Source organism: Nocardia aurantiaca, assembly GCF_009708175.1.
Taxonomy (GTDB): domain Bacteria; phylum Actinomycetota; class Actinomycetes; order Mycobacteriales; family Mycobacteriaceae; genus Nocardia; species Nocardia aurantiaca.
The window spans coordinates 488,808-506,098 of sequence record NZ_WMBB01000003.1 but is presented as its reverse complement, the minus strand read 5'-3'; the positions used below and the strand labels follow the sequence as shown (position 1 = coordinate 506,098).

Below are 17,291 nucleotides of genomic sequence, written 5' to 3'. Positions count from 1 at the left end.
CTTGCGCACCGGCCCCGATTGGCCGGTCCGAGCGCAGAGCGCCACTTGCTGGCCTACCGCGCCGCCGCCGGAGACATCAGCTGTAACCACCTTCCTGGGGCATGTTGTCGTGTACACCGATTCGCGCAGCCGGAACACCTGCGGCTCGGTCATCGCCGCGCAGTGTCTCGCGGCATACCGCGCTGACCGAGCCGACCGGGGCGAGGTGGCGGAGGATCAACGGGTTGCGTCGAGCCGCGGTCGGCCAAACGCACCATCATCGATGAGTGCATCCGTGGAGTCTCGCGTGAGTGCTAGAAGCGAACCCGGCGTTGGGTGTTGGCCACTGCGGTAACGGAAGAGACTCCGAGGACGCCGAATTCGTCATAGAGCGTAGCGGAACCCACTGCTACGCCGTGTGCCGCATGCTGACCGTTCGATTCCAAACCCAATCCATCGGATTCAGGCATGCGGCACAGGTTCAGAGTGACATCGGCATTGATGAAGGGCACGCCGTCCCCGCTCCAGTTGGTGACGAAACTCGTGGCCTCGGCCAGGGTGGCGACACGTGTGAAGGGGGTTGCTTTCTCACCTGCGACGGCGGGGATCATCGTGGCGGTCCACATCCGTTTGCGGGCGTTGTTTCGGTGGTCGGCGAAGTCGGCCGACCAGTCGTCGGGATATCCCGCGCTGCTGATCATCGAGGCCGGTGTAGTTGCCTCCGGAGGACTCACAACGATGCCAGGACGGGAGAAGTCCAGGGCGGGTGTCCAGGCATTGCCGTCGGCCTGGTCCGTCTCTAATGGACGCACGAACAGCGCCGATGCTCGGACAACGACGTGATCGGACTGGAGCAGGTCCAGATGTAGGAGCGCCAATCGCGTGCTCGATCGGATGAGTTCGGTCCGTGCTTGGATCGCGTCGAAGGTGGTGGGTCTGATGAAGTCGAGGGTGAGGCGACATCCGGACGACTCGATCGGACAGTGTCGTTCCAGTTCCCGGGCCGCGAGCGCGGTCAGGGCTTGGCCGCCGATCGAGTCGGGTCTCCACGGCCCTCGTGCTGCTTCGAGTGCAACGAACCCATCGTCGAGAGATTCGAAGAACCCGGTTGGCAACTCATCAGCATTCGACATCTCGCGCCCCTACCTGCCACGTTCTGTATCGCTACGATGCGTATCGCCATACTAGAACACGTTTCAATATCTCGTTGTTGCGCCGACTTGAACGCCTTGCAACACAACGAAATCCGGATGCTGTAGCACCTCGCCGGAACAGACACGAAGACGATCGACTCGCAGTCTGCGTACACCGCCAAGTCATCGGCTCCGCGCCGGGAACGCACTACTTTGCCGCATACCGCGCTGACCAAAGCGGTCAGCGGGGGCCTCGGAAGTTCGACCGGCCGTGCTCGATCTGTGGCCCAAGCCAGTTGGGCGGACTACCTCGCAGGCGAGGTCATCGAAAGTCATGGTTACGCCGGGTCTTGATCTGAACTCGACGATCAGTGGCCCCATGTCGATATCCGATCTTGTATGGTGGCCAACCGAGGCCCATACCTACTCGGGGGAATTATGTTGGAGCACAGGGGTTTACGTCGTCGTATTCTGGCCGTTGCCGCAGCATCGATAGCTGCCACAGCTGCCGCTGGCGTCGCGGAAGCGAGCCCCGGCACACCCACAGGTCCGGCTATCACGATCACTTTGCCCGCTCCGACCGGGCCCGATCCGGTTGGCGTCACCGAATTGCATCTCATCGATGCCAATCGCGCCGATCCATGGGATCCCAGCCGCCGACGCGAACTGATGGTGCAGATCTGGTATCCAGCTGACGACGCCAACTCCTCACCTCTAGCACCGTGGATGCCGCCGGGCGGTCGAGAAGAACAGAGCTACTACCTCACCCAGAGCGGTGTCGCTTCCGGCAGCTGGGCGCTCGCGCCCAGCCATAGCCGCAGCGATGAGCCGGCCCGAGCCGGCAGCGGGCAGTTTCCGATCCTGCTGAATTCTCCAGGAATGGACGACACCACCGGGTTGAGCACCGCCCAAGCCGAAGATCTTGCCAGCCATGGCTACGTCGTGGTTGCCATCAACCACACTCACGAAGCGTTCGCCGTTCAATTCCCCGATGGGCGCACCGAACACAGTGCGGTGCCATTGGATTCGCCGCCGGACATCCTGCCCGACCTGTTGGTCCCAACCCGGGTGGCCGATGCGCGATTCGTTCTCGATCAACTCGCTGCCGCGGCCGGACACTCCACCGATGCGGGTCCTGCGCTACCGCCGCGCCTCGCCGATGATCTGGACCTGACAAAGGTCGGCATGTTCGGCCATTCTCTCGGCGGGTCGACCACCGCTCAAACCATGCACGACGACTCGAGGGTCGCCGCCGGCGTCGATCTGGACGGGCCGATACTCGGCTCCGTTTCCACCGACGGTCTGGATCGGCCGCTGCTGATGCTTGCCAGCGACACCTCGCCGTGGTTCGGACACGCGGGCTGGGAACCGTATTGGGTAACCAACACCGGATTGAAGCTGCCCCTCCGCATCACCGGCACCCGGCACATGTCCCTCACCGACGAACAGGTGATCGTGTCAGCGCTGGCCACGGCGGGCCTTCTGAGCGCAGACGTGAAGAACGAGGCGATCGGCTCGATCGATGCAAGCCGCTCGGTCGACCTCCAACGCTCCTGCCTACTGGCCTATTTCGATGCTGTTTTCGGTCGCAGCGATACGAGCCCCGCGGAAATCATCAAGCGACTCGCGCAGCCCGAGATACTTCCGCATCTGTGATCTTCTGCCATGCGTATCTCGACAACCATTGCCCCACTCCGTGTCCGGACCGCGCTGCAAGCTCCCGTCACCTTCGCGCCGAAATAGTGCCGGGCACGAATATCTACCCTCCACTGGTTGGCGACGGCCGCGGGAACCTCGAAGTGCGGCAATGGGACACACAACGCGCCTTCACACCCGACCAGCAGACCGGCCCAAAAATTCTTGTTACGTTCTTGAAGCGACACGCCACTAGTGCAGACGAACATCCTGTAATGACCGGAAGAGCCGCATCCACGCTGTCGCCATGGGGGCTAGCTTTTGCACGTGCCGGTGCATATCGAGCTCCGCTCGTGGGTGAGATGGTTTGCGGAAATTATGTGTGAATTGCCGACGCACGAACGACACTGGCGAAGTTCTCGATGGTCGGCTGGCCTGTGAAAGCTCCGTAGCTCGGCAACGCCCGATGAACGACCACCAGCACATGCCACATGGCGCGCTGAGCGAACCCGTCAGCGGCCTTCCGGAAGATCCATGCACCGTGCCCATTTGGCGGTCAGCAGCGCCCCGTATTGCACGGTGTCCGTGCCCGTCTCATGGCCTGACTACACCATAGGAGGCACATTTTCATGAATTGATTATCGAAATATCGGCGATCTTGTACAGAAGCTTGTCAAAGCTTCCACAATCGCACCGTTTTGTCGCGGCTGCCAGTGGCGAGAAGAGTACCGTCCGGACTGAATGCCACGGACCATACTTCGTCTGTGTGGCCGGTGAGTGGTGTCCCGGCAGGTTCGCGGGTGAGTAGATTCCAGAGTCGAACTGTTTTGTCGTGGCTGCCGCTCGCGAGAAGGGTGCCGTCCGGGCTGAATGCTATCGAGTTCACGGTATCGGTGTGGCCGGTGAGGGGTGAGCCGTCCTGTGCGCGGCTGCGCTGCTTCCATACGCGTACCGTCTTGTCGGTACTGCCGGTGGCGAGCAGGGTGCCGTCTGGGCTGAACACCACGGATGAGACGGTTTCCGTGTTGTCGATGAACAGCGGCGAGTCGTATATACGGGATTGCACGTTCCACACCGGCACCGAATTGTTCCTGTCGTAGGGGGCGACGTCCGCGAGGGCTGTGGCCAGCTCGGTGCCATCCGGACTGAACGCGACCGACATTATTACGCGGCCTTCGTAGGAAAGCGGCCGGCCGTCGGGTTGACCGGTGCGTGTATTCCATATGCGCACTGTCTTGTCCCCGCTACCAGTGGTAATCAAGCTACCGTCTGGGCTGAACGCCACCGACGTGACACCGTCGGTGTGACCGGTGAGAGGTGATCCGTCGGGTTTGCCAGTGTGTACGTTCCACAACCGGGCGGTTCTGTCGCCGCTGCCTGTCACGAGCATTGTGCCGACGACCGGATTGAATGCCACCGAGTTGATATCACTGGTATGGCCAGTGAGTGGGGGACCGGCGGGCTGGTGGGTATGTACGTTCCACAACCACACTGTTTTGTCCCAGCTACCTGCGGCTAGCAAGCTACCGTCCGGGCTGAACGCCACCGACACGACCGCGTCGGTAGGGCCAGTGAGAGTGGCGATCAGGCTTGGCGATTTGCGGGTGTCGGACCGTGACGCGATAAGTGCGCCCGTCACTCCGGCCGCAGTGGCGGGGATTCCAACCACCCCGGCTATCAGCAGTCGCCGCCGGCTGATCTGGTGTCGTCCGTATGGTGGTGTCTCGGCCGCCGCGCGGACCTCAACAGTGGGTGTGATCCTCGCAGCTGCATCCGGAGGGAGAATGACTGTCGGCGAAGAGGTTTCGTGCTCGCCGTCATGATGCCGATGATCAACCACGAGTGCCATTGGGGCAGTGGATTTTACAGCACGAGCGGCGTCTTCGGCGAAGGCGACGCAGCTGGGATAGCGGTCTTCTGGGTCTTTAGCCATGGCGGTAGCGATCACTGTGTCCAGAGCAACAGGCAGCCCTGGCCGCCGGGCGCTGGGGGCTGGGGGCGGCTCGGTCAGATGGGCCGTGATGACGGCCGCCTGGTCTGCGCGCGGGAAGGGCGGTTGACCAGTGAGCAGTTGGAATAGGGTGCATCCAAGGGAGTAGATGTCGGCGCGATGATCAACAGGCCGATCGGTGAGCCGTTCTGGCGCAACATAGGCGAAGCTGGCTGCCATTCCGGACAAAGTAACTGTGTCGTCCAGGGTCCGGGCGATCCCGAAATCGCTCAGCAGGGCACGCTCGCCGCCGCGAGGGTCGTGCTCCACGAGCAGGTTCGCAGGTTTGACATCACGGTGAAGAACACCCCGCTGGTGAGCGAAATCCAGGGCGTGTGCTGCGTCGCTGATCAACCGGACGGCTCGTTCGGCCGCCAAACCCTCTGGCTCGGACGCCAGCAACGCCGTCACATCACCGCCATCGATATAGCGCATCGACAGCCACGACATTGAATCGTTGGGGCCGCTGCGGTCATAGACCGCAACGATGTTGGGATGATCCAGCCGAGCGGCGAGAGCCGCCTCCCGGTCGAACGCAGCACGAGCCTTCGCGTCCACTGGACCGCCATTACCGAGAACCTTCAATGCCACGAGCCGTTCCAGCCGCGGATGCTGTGCCAGATACACCCTTCCCATACCGCCAGTGCCCAGGAGCCGTTCGATGGTGTAGCCAGCGAAAACCCTCCCCCTTTGAAACTCCAACCCCCGACTCCCGTCCATTTCCGATATCACCACCATGAGACCAAATGTGGTGTAGCTCAGCGGGAATCTAGCGCAGTCCCCGTCGACCGGCGAGTCACCATCGCCCGGTGGAGGCGAGCTTGTGCGGTGACGGCGGGTGGATCGATCGGAATGGGGGCGGAGGTTGGGTTCATGCTCGTACTCGCCTCGGCGGGCGGGAGTTTGCGGGCGCGGGCTTGGGGCGGCGTTCGCGTTCCAGGCGGGCGGTGATGGTCGCCACGGTGTACTGGTTGTGGGGAAAAGTGTTGCTGTGGGCGGGTTTCGGGGTAGAGGGGAGATGGTGCAGGAGCCAGGCGCAGAGGGCTGCGGTGGTGGCGCCGGTGGGGAACGGGATCAGCATGGCGGTCATGAGGGGTTCCGTTCGGGTTCGGGGGTGGGGAGGCGGCGGCGACCGGTGGAGACCTCGAAGGCGAGGTCGGTGTAGCCGATCGTGAGTTCGGCGAGGCGGTGCCAGGCGTCGTGAAGTTCGAGGTCCGAGATGTCGTGGCGTAGAGCGGCGTAGGCGGCTACCGAGAGTTCGGCCAGGCGGTCCACCACCGTGCCGATCGTTTCGGTATGGAGGAAGGATGCCGCGGCGCGGGCCGGTATCGCGGTCGCGATCCAGCGGTCGATGTCATGCACCAAACGTAAACGACAGCAGTCTATTTCGGCGGCAGTGCCGGGATCGGCGTTGGCTCGCGCTTCGTGGAGGCTGGCTAACTCATAGGCGGCCAAGAGGATTGGGTGGGGCTCATGGATGGCCCCGGCGCAGGCTTCGAGAATCAGGTCCTTCGATGGCAACAGCGTCATGGTGACGACTCCGGAATGAGGATTATGCCAAGCGGCTGAGCCTCCAGTTTTGCTCGAGCTGTGCAATTTTGCAAGCGCGGCGCAATGTAGACTCGAGCGGCGAGGCGCGGTGACGACGGAGGTTGTGAGATGGCGGGGAAACCGGGTCCGACACTGCGGGCGCAGTGGCTCGGCCAGCAGCTTCGGCAGTATCGGGACGAATCCGGCATGACATTGAAGGATGCCGCCGCCTACCTCAAAAGGGATTCTTCGACGGTCAGCCGATTCGAGGCCGGGCTGTACCCGCCGCGCGAGGATGATGTGCGGGAGCTACTGACCCTCTACGGCGTGGCCGACGAGCATGTGCGCGAGGCGCTGCGGAAGTTGAGTCTGGAAGTGTGGCAGAAGGGTTGGTGGGAGGGCTACGCCAAGGACATCGATCCTTCGATCATCGATTACGCATGGCTCGAGGCTCGGGCCTCGGAGATCAAGTCGTTCAATACGATTGTGGTGCCCGGACTCCTGCAGACGCCATCCTATGCCGAGGCGGTGATCCGTGCGGTCGATCCGGACGCCGATGACGCTCAGATCGATCGCTGGCTCGAGGTTCGGATGATCCGGCAGCAGGTCCTTACCAGGCCGCGACCAGTCCACCTGACGGTCATTCTGGACGAATCAATCCTGCGCCGACCGATCGGTGGAGCCAATGTTCATGTCGAACAGCTTGCGCACCTCGCGAATATGAGTGAGCGACCGAACGTCACCGTTCGGCTGCTGCCCGAGGCGGTCGGCGCGCACGCGGCCCCGGATGGCTCGTTCAAGATCTTCGACCTGCCGGACCCGTATCCGACCCTCGCCTGCGTCGAGACGCCGGCGGGTGTCATCTACGTGGAAGCCGATGGAATTCAACGATTCATCGCGGCCTTCGAGCGTCTCGAAGCCGTCGCCCTGAGCCCGAAGGAGTCCGCCGCCATCCTGCGCAAGCAGCGCCGTTGAGTTTGAAACGCGCTCGCTTATGCTGGGTGTGGTCATGAGTTACGAGCGTGGATGGCGGAAGAGCAGCCGCAGCGGAGACGGCGGTGGCGGCAACTGTGTGGAAGTGCTGCTCACCGATGAGGCGGTGCTGATCCGCGACAGCAAGTACTTGCGCGACCCGGCGAACGATCCTGCACACCAGCCGGTTGTCAGCGTTCCCGGGCCTCAGTGGGATGCGTTCCTGGCCGGAGTTCGGGCGGGTGCGTTCGACCTTGTAGTTCGGTGACGCACGGCGTTCGCGTTGCGAACATGTTCGATCTCTGATTCAGAGCGTTATGCGGAATGCCTTGTCGCCGAGAGCACTGTCGGGGGTCAGGTAGTTCGCGAAGGCCAAGGTTACGACTGTGTCGGGGTGCTGGGGGGCGTCGGCCTTGGATTTGCTGCTCTTGATGATCACCGCTATCACGATGATGACGATGACCAGGACCGTGACGATGGCGGCGATGAGCCAGGCGGTGGTGTTCGAATTGCCCTGCGGGGGAGTGTAGGTGGGACGGGGCACATAGGTGGGGGGTGGGGTATAGGTGGGCGCCTGGTTCGTGAAGGTCTGGGGGGCTTGCTGATTCGGGTAGGCCGGGGTGGAGATCGGCTGGTTCTGAATCGGCTGGTTGGGGTAGGACGGGGTCGACGTGGGTGGGACAGGGTACATCGGAGTGGGGCCCTGGCTGGGATAGGACGGGCCCGGGCCTACCAGGGGCCGGGGGGTCGAGGGCGTGGGGGTGGGCGGGCGCTGGATCACCGGCTGCGGGTGGACCGGGGTCGGCGGACGCGGGGTGACGATGGGCTGGGGGTGCGCGGGGGTCGGCGGGCGCGGCGGAGCAGCCGTGGGCGGGGCCTGGAGGGCGCGTTCGGCGGCCGTGGCGAATTCGACGCAGGAGCGGTAGCGATCGGCCGGGCGCTTGGCCAGAGCCTTCGCGAGGACGGCGTCGATGGTGCGGGGGAGGGCCTGGCGCAACGGGCTCGCCGGAGGCGAAGGCTGCTGGAGATGGCCGCGGATGACGGCGGCGGGGCTGGTGCCTTCGAAGGGGACCGTGCCGGTGAGTAGCTGGAAGAGGGTGCAGGCCAGGGAGTATTGGTCGGAGCGGCCGTCGAGGGACGCGCCGGTCAACTGCTCGGGGGAGGCGTAGGCCAGGGTGGCGGTGACCGTGCCGGTCTGGGTGAGGTGGCCGGTATCGTCGCGGAGACGGGCGATGCCGAAGTCGGTCAGGTAGACGCGTTCGCCGGCACCGGTTTTGGACGAGGAGCGGGCCAGCAGGATATTGGCGGGCTTCACATCGCGGTGCAGGACGCCCAGGCCGTGTGCGTAGTCGAGCGCCTTGGCTGTCTCGGTGATGATCTGGACCGCGCGCAGCGGCGGGAGCGTGCCGGGGGTGATCGAGGAGGCGTTGATGCCGTCGATGTACTGCATGGAGATCCACAGCTGTTCGCCCTCGTCACCGCGGTCGTAGACGGTGACGATATTCGGGTGGTCCAGCCGGGCGACGAGATCGGCCTCGCGGATGAAGCGGGCGCGAATCTCGTCGTCGGAGAACATCTCCTGATTCAGCAGCTTCAGCGCTGTCATGCGCGGCAGCCGTGGGTGTTTGGCCAGATACACCGAGCCCATGCCGCCGCGACCGAGCTCGCGTTCGATGACGTAACCGGCGAACACATCACCAGAGCGCAAAATCGAGCCCTCCGTATCCATTTGCCCTCCGCTTCGCTCCGGGCGGGTTCGCGGCCTGGAGGTCTTGTTCTGCCCTCCTCCGCTCCTCCGCTTCGCTCCCACGCTCCGTCAGTCCAGAACGAGACGGGCCGCGAACCTTTGGGCTTTCCATCATTCGGTGCATCTCGTGGCCGGGTCTCCACATGGTGCGTGCCCATTATGTCTGGCAGTGCAAAGCCTTGTGTGCCCACGCCCCAACATCGCCGCGGTCGAGCGCCACCGCGAGCAGGTCGGGGAAGCGGTCGGGCGTGCAGGCGAAAGCGGGCACACCCAGGTCGGTCAGCGCTGCCGCATTGTCGCGGTCATAGGCCGGGGCGCCCTCGTCGGACAGCGCCAGCAGCACCACCACCTGAACCCCCGCCTCCTTCATGGCGCGTACGCGCCGCAACATCTCCGCGCGCACCCCGCCCTCGTACAGGTCGGAAATCAGCACGAACAGCGTGTCGGCCGGGCGGGTGATGAGCGACTGCGAGTACGCGATGGCCCGATTGATATCGGTGCCGCCGCCCAGCTGCGTGCCGAACAGGACCTCCACCGGATCCGACAGCTTCTCGGTGAGATCGACGACCGCCGTATCGAAAACCACCAGCGAGGTGCGCAGCGACCGCATCGACGCCAGCACCGCGCCGAACACCGAGGCGTAGACCACGCTCGACGCCATGGATCCCGACTGGTCGATGGCCAGCACCACATCGCGTTTGACCGCCTGCGCCTTGCGTCCGTACCCGACCAATCGTTCGGGCACCACGGTCCGATGCTCCGGCAGATAGTTCGCCAGGTTCTTGCGAATCGTCCGGTCCCAGTCGATGTCCCGCAGCTTCGGCCGCGACACCCGCGCCGCCCGGTTCAGGGCACCGCCGACGGCGGCCACCGTCTGCGCCGCGATCCGCCGCTCGATCTCCCTCACCACCTTCTCCACCACCATGCGCGCGGTGGCCTTGGTGGTCTCCGGCATCACCCGGTTCAGGCTCAGCAGCGTCCCCACCAGATGCACATCCGGCTCGACCGCCTCCAGCAGCTCGGGCTCGAGCAACAGTTCGGTGAGATTGAGCCGATCCACCGCGTCCCGCTGCATCACCTCCACCACTGTCGACGGGAAGTACCGGCGAATATCGCCCAGCCACCGCGACACCTGCGGCGCGGAACCCCCGAGCCCACCGGAGCGCCGCCCGCCCCCGCCCTGGCCGCTGGAATCGTAGAGCGACCCCAGCGCCCGATCCATGGCCTGGTCGTCGGCATTGCCCAGCCCGCCGCCCCCGAGCCCGGCCTCGCCGGCGCTGCCCAGCACCAGCCGCCAGCGACGCGCCTGCGCCTCATCGATCTCGTTCATCGCATTCCCCTCGAGCTGCTCGAATCAGATCCGGCCACGGGCCGCGGATTTCTCTCGGGCGCACCGAGCGCCCGCGCGAATCCACTCCCTGTACTGCGGCTGTTCGCCCTGTCATCCCGGCGTGCTTCTGGCCGGAATCCAGCGCGCAAACTTGTACCCCGGCCACACGCATGCCGAGATGACGAGCGACCGTGCCCGGGCGACGGGTGAGTGTGCCGGGATGACGAGCCGAATTCTCGGACCTGCGCTCAGATGCGTTGGCTCGGCTCATCCCATGACCCCGAGGATCTCCGCGGTGGCCCGCATAGCCAGTACGCCGCGGCCAGTGTCGTAGTCGGCGCCGCCGGTGGCCGAAGCCGTTGGCGCGCCGTGCCGGACGGCCTGGCCGATGGCCTGCCGCTCGCCGGATTCGAACGCGCCGAAGGTCCGGCGCAGCAGGGGCAGGGTCGCGACGAACTGCCCTTCATCGAGCCCGCACAACCAATCGTCGATGAGCGACAACAGGTTTCGGTCGTGGACCAGGAGCAGGCCCCGCCCGCCCAGGAAGCCGTCGATCCAGGCCGCCTTGTCGGGCGCCGTCCGCCCGACCGACAGCGCCGCGGATAGTCGGCGACCGGATTCCTCACCATTGATGCGCTCCGCGTCGCAGAGCAGGCGCACGGCCCGGCCCACGATCGCGCCATTGACGTCGTCGCGGTCGGCCAGCGTCGCCAGCGTGGACAGCCATGTGCCGGTGGCCCATTCGTCGTCGCGGGCAGACAGCGCCAGGTGGACGGCGTCGATCTGGGCGCGTAGCGCGGCGGCCGCGGCGGCATCGAGCCCGGTGACCACGCCCGGCAGACCGGCGCAACTGCGGACCAGCAGGCTGTCCGCCACCCGCGTCAGCGCGGCGGTGTCCGTGCCGCGCACATCGCCGTAGCGCATGATCCGCAGCAATCCGGGCAGCGCCGACATCAGGTGCGTGACGTCGTGATCCAGTGCCGCAACCGATTCCAGCCGGGCGATCAGCCCGTCGGTCGCGCCGCCGAGATCGGCGAGCAGCGCCTCCTCCAGCGCCGACGCGACCTTGCCGACCGTGGCGTCCGGATCCTGAGCCGTATCAAGGATTTTGGCCTCGGCCGCCGACCGCAGCGTGGTACCCCACCGCGACGCCTCGACGATCGAGATCGCCAGCTCCGGCCGCCACCGCAGCGTCCAGGTCTCCCGGAAGGTGCCCGTACTGCGCACCTGACTGTCGGTCAACCGCCCCCACCCGATGCCCAGCAGCCGGAGTCGGTGCAGCAGACGCGATCTCGCCAGCCCGCCGTCGGTGCGCAGATCCAGATCCACCGTCCGTTCCAGCGCCTGCTGCTTCAATCGCAACGTCTTGATCTGGGCCCGCAGATCCGCCTCGAGCGGCACGGTCGGCGTCCCGTCCGGCACCGTCCCCAGCGCCTCGCCCACCACCAGTTCGGTGCTGACCAGCCGCAGCAGGGTCTCGTCGCCGTCGCACAGCACCGACCGGGTGGCCTCGGTGACCTCCGACAGCCCGGCCAGCGGCCGCCCCCGCAGGGTCGCGAGAGTGTCGGCCAGCCGGACGGATTCGATGATGTGCGCGCTCGACACCGGCAGATCGTGGGCCCGCAGCGTGCCCGCCACCTTGGTCAGCCAGCGTGCGATGGGCTGCTCGGTCTCGGTGAACAGATGGTGATACCACCCCGGCGACGTGATGCCCGCCCCATACCCGGACGAACTCGCCAGCCGCGAATGCGTCCACGGCACCCAGGTCAGCGTGGCCTTGACCTTCGGCATGCCCTTCAGCATCCGGGCATCGGCCGCAGCGGGACCCAGCTTGCCCTCCAGCGCCGGCGCGTGCCACGCACCGCACACCACGGCCAGCCGTCGCGCCCCGTCCTTCAAGGCCTTTCGCATGAGCTGCCGCATGTGCGCCTCACGCCGCAGCGTGTGCGCGTCCACCGTGATCCGCGCCGATTCGACCGAGACCGGCTCGTCCTCCTCCGCTGTCCCGGACCCCACGACCGGGACAGCGGAATCGGATTCCTGACCGGCGCCCTCGCCGTCCAGGTGCTCGGCGTGCTCCCGCAACGCGGCCATCGCCTCGTTGACCGCACCGAAGATATCGGCGTCCGAGGCGGATTCGACGATGGCGTCCCACCAGCGTTCGGCGTCGTCGTATCCGGCCGCCGCGGCCAGAATGGCCAGTGGATCGGTCCGGTCGCCCGGCTCGTCGGCCACCGCGAGCGCGACGGTGGCGGGCAGATCGCAGAACCCCACGGCCACACCGTTTTCCGTTGCGTACCGCAGCGCCACCCACTCCGGCGAGAAGGTCGCGAAGGGCCAGAACGCGGCCTTGGCCGGGCTGTCGGGCTGATAGGCCAGCAGCGCCACCGGTGGCGACATGCCCTCGGCCGCGAGGTAACCGATGAGCGGATCGGCGTCCGACGGCCCCTCGATGAGGATGGCGTCGGGCCGGAACCGCTCCAGCGCCAGGGCCAGCGAGCGTGCCGAACCCGGACCGTGGTGGCGAATGCCGAAGACGCGGGTCTCGGTCGCCACCGTGGTCCCGATCGACACCTCGACGGTGGCGGTCACTCGTGCACCTCGCGGCAGGCGCGGTAGAAGTCGGCCCAGTCGGGGCGCTGGCGCACCACGGCCTCCAGGTATTCGGTCCACACCACCTGGTCGGCGACCGGATCCTTGACGACCGCGCCCAGCACCGCGCCCGCGATATCGGCGGGTCGCAGCACGCCGTCGCCGAAGTGCGCCGCCAGCGCCATGCCATTGGTGATCACCGAGATCGCCTCGGCCGTCGACAACGTGCCCGTCGGCGACTTGAGTTTGGTGCGCCCGTCCTCGGTCGTGCCCGAGCGCAGCTCGCGGAAGACCCGCACCACGCGCCGGATCTCCTCGGCGGCCGCGGGCACGGCGGGCAATTCCAATGCGGCGCCGAGCTGTTCGACCCGGCGGGTCACGATGGCGACCTCTTCGTCCTCCCCGGCCGGCAGCGGCAGCACCACGGTATTGAAACGGCGGCGCAGCGCGGAGGAGAGCTCGTTGACGCCGCGGTCACGGTCATTGGCGGTGGCGATCACATTGAAGCCCTTGGCCGCCTGCACCTCCATGCCCAATTCCGGCACCGGCAGCGTCTTCTCCGACAGCACCGTGATCAGCGCGTCCTGCACATCCGAGGGAATGCGGGTGAGCTCCTCGAGCCGCGCGATGGAGCCGGCGCGCATGGCGGTCATGATGGGCGAGGGCACCAGCGCGGCCTCGCTCGGCCCCTCCGCCAGCAGCCGGGCATAGTTCCAGCCGTAGCGGATGGCCTCCTCGGCGGTGCCGGACGTGCCCTGCACCAGCAGCGTGGAGTGCCCGGCCACGGCGGCTGAAAGGTGCTCCGAAACCCAGGTTTTCGCGGTGCCCGGCACGCCGATCAGCAGCAGTGCGCGATCGGTGGCCAGGGTGGCGACCGCGACCTCCATGAGCCGGCGCGGGCCCACATACTTGGGGGTGATGACGGTACCGTCGCTCAGCGTGCCACCCAGCAGGTAGGTGACCACCGCCCACGGCGACAACTTCCAGGAGGGCGGACGCGGGCGATCGTCGGTGGCGGCCAGTGCCTTCAGCTCGTCGGCGAAGGCCTGTTCGGCGTGCGGGCGCAGCAGGGCGTCGCGTTCCTGAGTGATGATCACTGCAACTCCTCGAGCATCGTCTTGCGTTCAATGAGGTCATGGGCGAGCTGGTCGAAGGCCTGCTCCCAGTACGGATCCGCGCAGCGGCGGGCGACGCCGGACACGATGCCCGCCACCCCCACCGGAAAGTGAGCGGACGCCGCGCGGAACAGCGTCCGGTAGGAGCCGGGCACCAGGCTGGGCGCACCCGGCCGATCGGCGCACAGCTGGGCGCGCTCGGTGAGCAGCCGCAGCACGTGCTCGGCCATCGGGCCGGGCCACGGGTGCGGCACGGCGCGCAGCATGGATTCGATCTCGGCCAGCCAGCTGGAATCCAGGCCGCGCAGGTAGCGCACCTGATCGGTCTCCGGCTGGAGCGCGAACAGCTCGCGCAGTTTGTCGGTGTCGGCATCGCGGGCGTCGGTCCCGGAGATCGCGGCGAACAGCGCCCGCGCCCACTCCGGATTCCGTTGCGCCAGTGCGGCATCCGACCATCCCGCGATCATGGGCCCGCGCACGCCCTCGGCCATGGAAGCCCGCACCGCCTCCTCGGCGGAACCGAGCAGCCGCTCCCAGTGCCGCAGCGGAGTGGCGGCGACCACCCGGTGCAGCCATCCGGTGGCCAGATCGGGTGCGCCGTCGGCGCGATAGGCGGTGTAGCCGAAGGAATCCCCGACACCGTCGCGGCGAGCCGCGTCGTCGAGCACACCCGGTCCGGTGGTGACCAGCTGCGGGCGCACCAGCCGGGGACCGAAACTCAGCCAGGCCGAGGCGCGGTCGGCCATGCGCCGGGCGAAGGCCGACTCCGGCAACTGCCCCAGCAGATCCGCGGCCAGCCGCCGCACCTCGGCGCGGCGGTCGTCCAGTGCGGTCTCCAGCAGCGCCTCGTCCTCGAGTGAGAGCCCGTCGGCCAGCACCGCCAGCAGTTCCGCCTTGCCCGGCCCGGACTCCTTGCCCCAGGACCCGGCCAGCGCCGTCCGCGCGGCCGCTGGATCGCGCCGACGCAGCTGGGCCAGCCAGCCGCGCCGCTCCGCCGCCCGGCCGTGCGACCACACGCTCTCGTCCTCGGCGGCGGCCCGCACCAGCGACCGCCAGCCCGGATGCTGCGCGGCCAGCCAGCGACCGCGCGCTCCCGCGAGCCGCAGCAGCGGTTCCCGATGCGGCGCCAGCGCTTTGGCCCGATCCAGCAGCACGCTGACCAGTCCGTCCGGAGCGCGGAAGTCCCGCGGCCCGGCCAGCGCGAACCACTCGTCGAGGAACGGCGAATTGTCCGCCAGCATGTCGATCAGTCGCGCAGCCGCCGCGGCGGGCAGCTGCGACCGCTCATCATCCGCGGCGGTCTCGCTGCGTTCCGCCGACGTGGCGGTCACGCCGCCGCGTGCGAAACAGTCCTGCAGTGCAATGGATTCCAACAGCACCGCGGCGGGATCCCCGGTCAGTCCGGTCGCCGCGGCGGTTACCGGCGACGCCAATCCTGACATGTCGGCCTGACGTCGCGCCGTGCCGACGAGCGCCGCCGAAACCAGCTCGGCACTCCCGGCGTCCTCGAGGCCACCCCGCACCGGAATCGGATTCCCCTGCGCCACAACGACATCCACCATGGTGCCAGCGGCAAGCGCCGCCACCGGCACCAGCCCGTCCACAGTCCACTCCCCGAGCACGGTGACCGGATGGCCACCGGAGAGCCCGAGCAGCCGCCAGGGCTCACCCTCCGCGGTCGACATCGGCAGCGCATCCCCACCGGACTCCACGACGTACCAGCCCTTTTCACCCCGAACCGGCACGACCTCGGCCAGCAGCACCGGCCAGGACCGCAGGAACGGATCCGCGCCCAACGCCCGCGCCTGCTCGGTCAGAGCGGCGGCGATGCTGCCCGGCTGCCCGGCCGCCCGCACCGCACCGGCGTTCAGGGAACGGTCGGTGTGCAGCGGGACGGTGGTGAACGGTTCGGGGATATCGTCATGGCGCTCGCCCCAGAGGGCGCGCAGCGGTGCGGCACCGGGATAGAAGTGCACGCTCGCGTCCACCTGGAAGCCCGGGGCCGGAGTGTCGTTCGGGAAGGCCGGGCTGCCGTAGTGGTGGTCGACGACCAGGGCCCAGCGGCCGGATGCGCGGCCGCGCAACCAGACTCGGCGGGTGTAGAGGCCGTCCTCGGTGGTGGTTCGGATGCCCAGGACCAGCCAGTGGTCGCGGACCGCGGGCTCGGCGCGGACGGTGTCGGCCGGGGTGGGGTATCCGATGTGGGTGCGCACGCTGGCGCGCAGTCCGGGGGAGAGGCCGTCGAGACGGGCGTGCGCGGTTGCCAGCACATACAGCCGGGCGTATTCGCGCAGCAGTAGCCGGGGCCAGTCGGAATGTGTAGTGGCGAGCGGTAACTGGCGCAGGGTTGCGGCGATTCCGGGTGCCTGCGCGTCGACCATGCGGGCCGCCACGGTTTCGAAGGCCCGCAAGGAGCGGTCCGACTGCGCGAGACCGGTGCGCACCTGATCGGTGAGCCAGGTGTCCAGATCGGCCAGGCCCGCGGTGACGCGGGCGCGGCGCTGATCGGCGGTGGCCCCGGCGCCCCGGGCGGGTTTGGCCTCGGGCGCGGTCTGCCCGGCGGCGCGGGCGGCCCGCCCGCTCAGCCAGTCGGCCGCGAAATCGGCCACGGTGTCCGCGGCGGGCACCTCGCCCGCGCTCCACGACAACAGGAGCGACAGTGCGTGTTTGCACGGAAACTTGCGACTCGGGCAGGTGCATTTATAGGCGGGCCCCGACAGATCCACAATGGTCTGATACGGTCGGCTGCCACTGCCCTTACACAGCCCCCACAGCGCGGTGTCGTGAACGCCGGTGCCGCTCCACTTGCCGCGCAGCTTGCGGGCGGCGGTCAGCGACGCTGCGTCCGGTGCGAGCGATCCGACGTGATCGGCGGTCCAAGCGGTGGTCATCCATCCCCCTTCCTCGGTTGAGCAAAGTTGTATCCGAGGGCACCGACAGGTCCCGGCCGCGCGGCGGCCGTCTGTGAATGCCGGCTATTTGCCGATGAATTCGATTCCTGTAGTGCTGACATTTCGCTGAACAATCTGAGACATCGAATCGAGATGTGAATTCATTCTGTCAACGCCGATTCGAGCACTCGGGGTACGCCCGATCTACAGCGGCGGCGTAGCCCAGACCTCGCGCGATCGAAGGAGCGCGACGCGGACCCGTCGAATTCCACGCTCGATGCCTCGAGCCTCGGTTCGTCCGTCGCTCGGAATATTCTCGGCCTCCGCAGTCATGTGCCGGGCCTGCTCCGCTTGTTCGACCACGCACGCGGCTGCAC

The 17,291-nt window shown here is 67.1% G+C and carries 12 protein-coding genes and 1 pseudogene; 3 read left to right on the top strand and 10 right to left on the bottom strand.

Going from position 1 to position 17,291, the window contains the following annotated elements; genetic code table 11:
- Positions 1 to 293: 293 nt before the first annotated feature.
- Positions 294 to 680 carry a hypothetical protein gene (locus GLP40_RS34745; RefSeq protein ID WP_328289866.1) on the bottom strand — a complete coding sequence of 129 codons (387 nt, stop codon included), beginning with the start codon at positions 678 to 680 and terminating at the stop codon, positions 294 to 296.
- 120 nt (positions 681 to 800) lie between these two features.
- A pseudogene (locus GLP40_RS35025) lies at positions 801 to 1,112 on the bottom strand (acyl-CoA thioesterase domain-containing protein); the annotation flags it as partial.
- Between the two features lie 567 nt (positions 1,113 to 1,679).
- Between GLP40_RS35025 and GLP40_RS08425 the strand changes: the two are divergent.
- Entirely contained in the window at positions 1,680 to 2,768 is a 1,089-nt protein-coding gene (locus GLP40_RS08425; RefSeq protein WP_196054582.1) for an alpha/beta hydrolase family protein, read from the top strand.
- Between the two features lie 652 nt (positions 2,769 to 3,420).
- Here GLP40_RS08425 and GLP40_RS08420 read toward each other — a convergent pair.
- The 3 genes from GLP40_RS08420 to GLP40_RS08410 all read right to left on the bottom strand — a co-directional run bounded on the left by GLP40_RS08420 (position 3,421) and on the right by GLP40_RS08410 (position 6,267).
- Positions 3,421 to 5,475: a WD40 repeat domain-containing serine/threonine protein kinase gene (locus tag GLP40_RS08420; RefSeq protein ID WP_154787219.1), complete on the bottom strand. Its 2,055-nt coding sequence runs from the start codon at positions 5,473 to 5,475 to the stop codon at positions 3,421 to 3,423.
- 133 nt (positions 5,476 to 5,608) lie between these two features.
- Positions 5,609 to 5,827 (bottom strand): hypothetical protein, encoded by a 219-nt coding sequence (locus tag GLP40_RS08415; RefSeq protein ID WP_154787218.1) that lies wholly within the window; start codon positions 5,825 to 5,827, stop codon positions 5,609 to 5,611.
- Positions 5,824 to 6,267, bottom strand: coding sequence for a DUF4254 domain-containing protein (locus tag GLP40_RS08410; protein WP_154787217.1), 444 nt, complete (start codon positions 6,265 to 6,267; stop codon positions 5,824 to 5,826). Before GLP40_RS08410 ends, GLP40_RS08415 begins: the two co-directional genes overlap by 4 nt.
- A 129-nt stretch (positions 6,268 to 6,396) precedes the next feature.
- Between GLP40_RS08410 and GLP40_RS08405 the strand changes: the two genes are divergently transcribed.
- Together GLP40_RS08405 and GLP40_RS08400 are read left to right on the top strand one after the other, a co-directional pair.
- Positions 6,397 to 7,242 carry a helix-turn-helix domain-containing protein gene (locus tag GLP40_RS08405; RefSeq protein WP_154787216.1) on the top strand — a complete coding sequence of 282 codons (846 nt, stop codon included), beginning with the start codon at positions 6,397 to 6,399 and terminating at the stop codon, positions 7,240 to 7,242.
- A 19-nt stretch (positions 7,243 to 7,261) separates the two neighbouring features.
- Positions 7,262 to 7,507, top strand: a complete 246-nt coding sequence (locus GLP40_RS08400) for a DUF397 domain-containing protein (RefSeq protein WP_196054581.1) — start codon at positions 7,262 to 7,264, stop codon at positions 7,505 to 7,507.
- 39 nt (positions 7,508 to 7,546) lie between these two features.
- On the opposite strand, the gene GLP40_RS08395 is transcribed toward GLP40_RS08400, so the two are convergent.
- From GLP40_RS08395 to GLP40_RS08375, 5 genes are all read right to left on the bottom strand, one after another.
- Positions 7,547 to 8,968: a serine/threonine-protein kinase gene (locus GLP40_RS08395; RefSeq protein WP_154787215.1), complete on the bottom strand. Its 1,422-nt coding sequence runs from the start codon at positions 8,966 to 8,968 to the stop codon at positions 7,547 to 7,549.
- 175 nt (positions 8,969 to 9,143) lie between these two features.
- Positions 9,144 to 10,316 (bottom strand): VWA domain-containing protein, encoded by a 1,173-nt coding sequence (locus GLP40_RS08390; RefSeq protein ID WP_154787214.1) that lies wholly within the window; start codon positions 10,314 to 10,316, stop codon positions 9,144 to 9,146.
- A gap of 267 nt (positions 10,317 to 10,583) precedes the next feature.
- Positions 10,584 to 12,872, bottom strand: coding sequence for a DUF5682 family protein (locus GLP40_RS08385; protein WP_328289891.1), 2,289 nt, complete (start codon positions 12,870 to 12,872; stop codon positions 10,584 to 10,586).
- A gap of 32 nt (positions 12,873 to 12,904) precedes the next feature.
- Positions 12,905 to 14,005: an ATP-binding protein gene (locus tag GLP40_RS08380; RefSeq protein WP_328289865.1), complete on the bottom strand. Its 1,101-nt coding sequence runs from the start codon at positions 14,003 to 14,005 to the stop codon at positions 12,905 to 12,907.
- On the bottom strand, positions 14,002 to 16,914 hold the full coding sequence (locus tag GLP40_RS08375) for an SWIM zinc finger family protein (protein ID WP_154787213.1): 2,913 nt from the start codon (positions 16,912 to 16,914) through the stop codon (positions 14,002 to 14,004). The genes GLP40_RS08380 and GLP40_RS08375 overlap by 4 nt, the downstream gene beginning before the upstream one ends.
- Positions 16,915 to 17,291 lie beyond the last annotated feature (377 nt).